The organism is Streptomyces sp. P5F9 (assembly GCF_057961495.1).
The window spans coordinates 1-4,134 of sequence record NZ_JBXVPZ010000656.1; the positions used below are offsets into that span (position 1 = coordinate 1).

At 69.9% G+C, this 4,134-nt stretch carries 3 protein-coding genes; all 3 read left to right on the forward strand.

Annotated features, from left to right (window positions below):
• Window positions 1–887, forward strand: an 887-nt coding sequence (locus AC31A1_RS47870; RefSeq protein ID WP_489659342.1) for an acyclic terpene utilization AtuA family protein, incomplete at its 5' end; no start/stop codon positions are given.
• The gene (locus AC31A1_RS47875) at window positions 884–2,482 is read left to right on the forward strand and encodes an acyl-CoA carboxylase subunit beta (protein WP_489659343.1); all 1,599 of its coding nucleotides are present in this window, start codon (window positions 884–886) and stop codon (window positions 2,480–2,482) included. The genes AC31A1_RS47870 and AC31A1_RS47875, both read left to right, overlap by 4 nt.
• Before the next feature lie 26 nt (window positions 2,483–2,508).
• Window positions 2,509–4,134, forward strand: a 1,626-nt coding sequence (locus AC31A1_RS47880) for an acetyl-CoA carboxylase biotin carboxylase subunit (RefSeq protein WP_489659344.1), incomplete at its 3' end; no start/stop codon positions are given.

Consider the following 4,134-nt stretch of genomic DNA (forward strand, 5'->3'; position numbering starts at 1 on the left):
GGGGTGATCGGGTGCGGATCGAGGGCGTGCGGGGGGAAGCTCCGCCGCCGACTCTCAAGGTCGGGCTCAATCGGCTCGGCGGCTTCCGCAACGAGGTCACCTTCGTGCTCACCGGGCTCGACATCGAGCGCAAGGCCACTCTCGTCCGGGAGCAGATGGAGGCCGCGTTCGGCGAGGGGAACGCCAAGTCCCGGCCCGGTGAACTCCGTTGGGATCTCGCCCGTACCGACCGTGCGGACGCCTCCACCGAGGAGACCGCCAGCGCACTGCTGCGGCTCGTCGTGCGGGATCCCGATCAGGAGGTCGTCGGGCGGGCGTTGAGCGCCGCCGCCGTCGAGCTCGCACTGGCCAGTTACCCCGGCTTCCATGTGCTGACCCCACCTGGAAAGGGAGCGCCCTATGGCGTCTTCGATGATGTGTATGTCCCCCATGGGGCCGTCGACCATGTGGCCGTCCTCCACGACGGGCGCCGGGTTGCTGTGGCCCCGGCCCACCACACCCGCGTACTGGAAGACCTTCCGCAGCTGGCCCTCCCCGAGCCTCTGGGGGACGGGCCCACGACGCGGGCGCCCCTTGGTCTGGTCGCCGGGGCCCGTAGCGGTGACAAGGGAGGGAACGCCAACGTGGGGGTGTGGGCGCGTACGGATGAGGCGTGGCGCTGGCTCGCCCATGCGCTGACCGTCGAGCAGTTCAGGCAACTCCTGCCGGAGACCGCCGAGTTGGGTGTCACACGGCACGTCCTGCCCAACCTGCGCGCCCTCAACTTCGTCGTCGAGGGGATTCTCGGCGAGGGCGTCGCCGCCCAGCATCGCTTCGATCCGCAGGCCAAGGCCCTGGGCGAATGGCTGCGTTCCCGTTGTCTGGACATACCGGAGGTCCTCCTGTGACCGTCCTCCCGACCGCCCTGGACACCATCGGTCCCGACTACACGGCCAACCGCGAGGCCATGCTCGCCAAACTCGGCGAACTCGACGCCGAGCACGCGAAGGCTCTCGCGGGTGGCGGGCCGAAGTACGTCGAACGGCACCGCAAACGCGGCAAGTTGCTCGCCCGCGAGCGCATCGAACTGCTCCTCGACCCGGACACGCCCTTCCTCGAACTGTCCCCGCTCGCCGCCTGGGGCAGCGACTACGCGGTCGGCGCCTCACTCGTCACCGGCATCGGGGTGGTGGAAGGCGTGGAGTGCCTGATCACCGCCAACGACCCGACCGTGCGCGGCGGAGCCAGTAATCCCTGGTCGCTGAAGAAGGCCCTGCGCGCCAACGACATCGCCCTCGCCAACCGCCTCCCCTGCATCAGCCTCGTCGAGTCAGGAGGCGCCGATCTCCCCTCCCAGAAGGAGATCTTCATCCCCGGCGGCGCCATCTTCCGTGATCTGACCAGGCTTTCGGCCGCCGGCATCCCGACGATCGCCGTCGTCTTCGGCAACTCGACCGCGGGCGGCGCGTACATCCCCGGCATGTCCGACCACGTGATCATGGTCAAGGAGCGCGCGAAGGTGTTCCTCGGCGGGCCGCCGCTGGTGAAGATGGCCACCGGCGAGGAGAGCGACGACGAGTCGCTCGGCGGCGCCGAGATGCACGCGCGCGTCTCGGGCCTCGCCGACCACTTCGCCGTCGACGAGCAGGACGCCCTGCGGCAGGCACGCCGCGTCGTCGCCCGCCTCAACCACCGCAAGGCGTACGGCGATCCGGCCCCGGCGGCACCTCCCAAGTACGACGAGGACGAACTCCTCGGCATCGTCCCGGGGGACCTCAAGACCCCCTTCGACCCGCGCGAGGTCGTCGCCCGGCTCGTCGACGCCTCCGACTTCGACGAGTTCAAGCCCCTCTACGGCACGAGCCTGGTGACAGGCTGGGCCACCCTGCACGGCTATCCGGTCGGCATCCTGGCGAACGCCCAAGGGGTCCTCTTCAGCCAGGAGTCCCAAAAGGCCGCCCAGTTCATCCAGTTGGCCAACCAGCGCGACATCCCGCTGCTCTTCCTGCACAACACCACCGGCTACATGGTCGGCAAGGAGTACGAACAGGGCGGCATCATCAAGCACGGCGCGATGATGATCAACGCCGTCAGCAACAGCCGCGTACCGCATCTGTCCGTCCTCATGGGCGCCTCGTACGGCGCCGGCCACTACGGCATGTGCGGCCGCGCCTACGACCCCCGGTTCCTCTTCGCCTGGCCCAGCGCCAAGTCCGCCGTCATGGGCCCCCAACAGCTCGCCGGCGTGCTCTCGATCGTCGCGCGCCAGTCGGCCGTAGCGAAGGGGCAGCCCTACGACGAGGACGCGGACGCGGCGCTGCGCGCCATGGTGGAGCAGCAGATCGAGTCCGAGTCCCTGCCGATGTTCCTGTCGGGGCGGCTGTACGACGACGGTGTCATCGACCCGCGCGACACCCGCACCGTCCTCGGCCTGTGCCTGTCCGCCATCCACACCGCGCCCTACGAGGGCGCGCGCGGTGGCTTCGGCGTCTTCCGGATGTGACGGCCATGACAGATGTGAGAGGCCACGTGATTTCGACAGTACTGGTCGCCAACCGGGGTGAGATCGCCTGCCGGATCTTCCGCACCTGCCGTGAGCTGGGCATCCGGACAGTCGCCGTGCACTCGGACGCCGACGAGCACGCGCTCCACGCACGCGTGGCCGACGCGACGGTACGGCTGCCCGGCTCGACGCCCACGGAGACGTACCTGCGTGGGGAGATGATCGTGAAGGCGGCCGTCGCGGCGGGCGCGGACGCCGTCCACCCCGGCTACGGCTTCCTCTCCGAGAACGCCGACTTCGCCCGCGCCGTCCAGGCCGCCGGCCTGCTCTGGATCGGCCCCCCGCCCGAGGCGATCGAGGCCATGGCCTCCAAGACCCGCGCCAAGCAACTGATGGGCATCACCCCCCTGGAGCACGTCACCGAGAACGACCTCCCGGTCCTGGTGAAGGCCGCGGCGGGCGGTGGCGGACGCGGCATGCGGGTCGTACGACAACTCGCCGATCTGGACGCCGAGTTGACGGCCGCCCGCGCCGAGGCGACCAGCGCCTTCGGCGACGGCGAGGTCTTCGTCGAGCCCTACGTAGAAGGCGGCCGACACGTCGAGGTACAGATCCTCGCCGACACCCACGGCACGGTCTGGTCCCTCGGCACCCGCGACTGCTCCCTCCAACGCCGCCACCAGAAGGTGATCGAGGAGTCCCCGGCACCGGGCCTGTCGGATCAACTGGCGCAGGAACTGAGCGAGTTGGCGGTACGCGCCGCCCGCGCGGTCGCCTACGAGGGCGCCGGAACCGTCGAGTTCCTGGTCTCCTCGGCCAACAAGGCCCACTTCCTGGAGATGAACACCCGCCTCCAAGTCGAACACCCCGTCACGGAAGCCGTGTTCGGCATCGACCTGGTGGCCCTGCAACTGCGCATCGCGGAGGGCGAGCCCCTGGAAAACGAACCCCCGCACCCGCAAGGCCACGCCATAGAGGCCCGCCTCTACGCCGAAGACCCGTCCCACGACTGGGCCCCCCAAACCGGCACCCTGCACCACCTGGCCGTCCCGACCGGCGTCCGCCTCGACACCGGCTACACCGACGGCGACAACATCGGCATCCACTACGACCCGATGCTCGCCAAGGTCGTAGCCCACGCCCCCACCCGCGCGGAGGCCCTCCGCAAACTCGCCGGAACCCTCGAACGGGCAACGATCCACGGCCCGCTCACGAACCGCGCCCTCCTCGTCAACTCCCTGCGCCACAAGGAGTTCACGACGGCCCACATGGACACGGGCTTCTACGACCGCCACCTCCCGGACCTCACGGAGGCCACCCCCGACCCGCACGCCCCCCTCGCCGCAGCCCTGGCCGACACCCACGGCCGCTCCCGCTTCGGAGGCGGCGGCTGGCGCAACGTCCCCTCCCAGCCACAGGTGAAGCGCTACGCCATGGGCGACACCGAGTGCGAGGTCCGGTACCGCCACACGAGAGAGGGCCTGACGGCGGACGGGGTGCGCGTCATACACGCCGACGCACGTCTCGTCGTACTCGAAGTGGACGGCGTACGGCGGAAGTTCGAGGTCGCGACCTACGGCACCGACCAGGTGTACGTGAACGCGACCACCCTGACAGCCCTACCCCGCTTCCTCGACCCCACCGCCCAACTG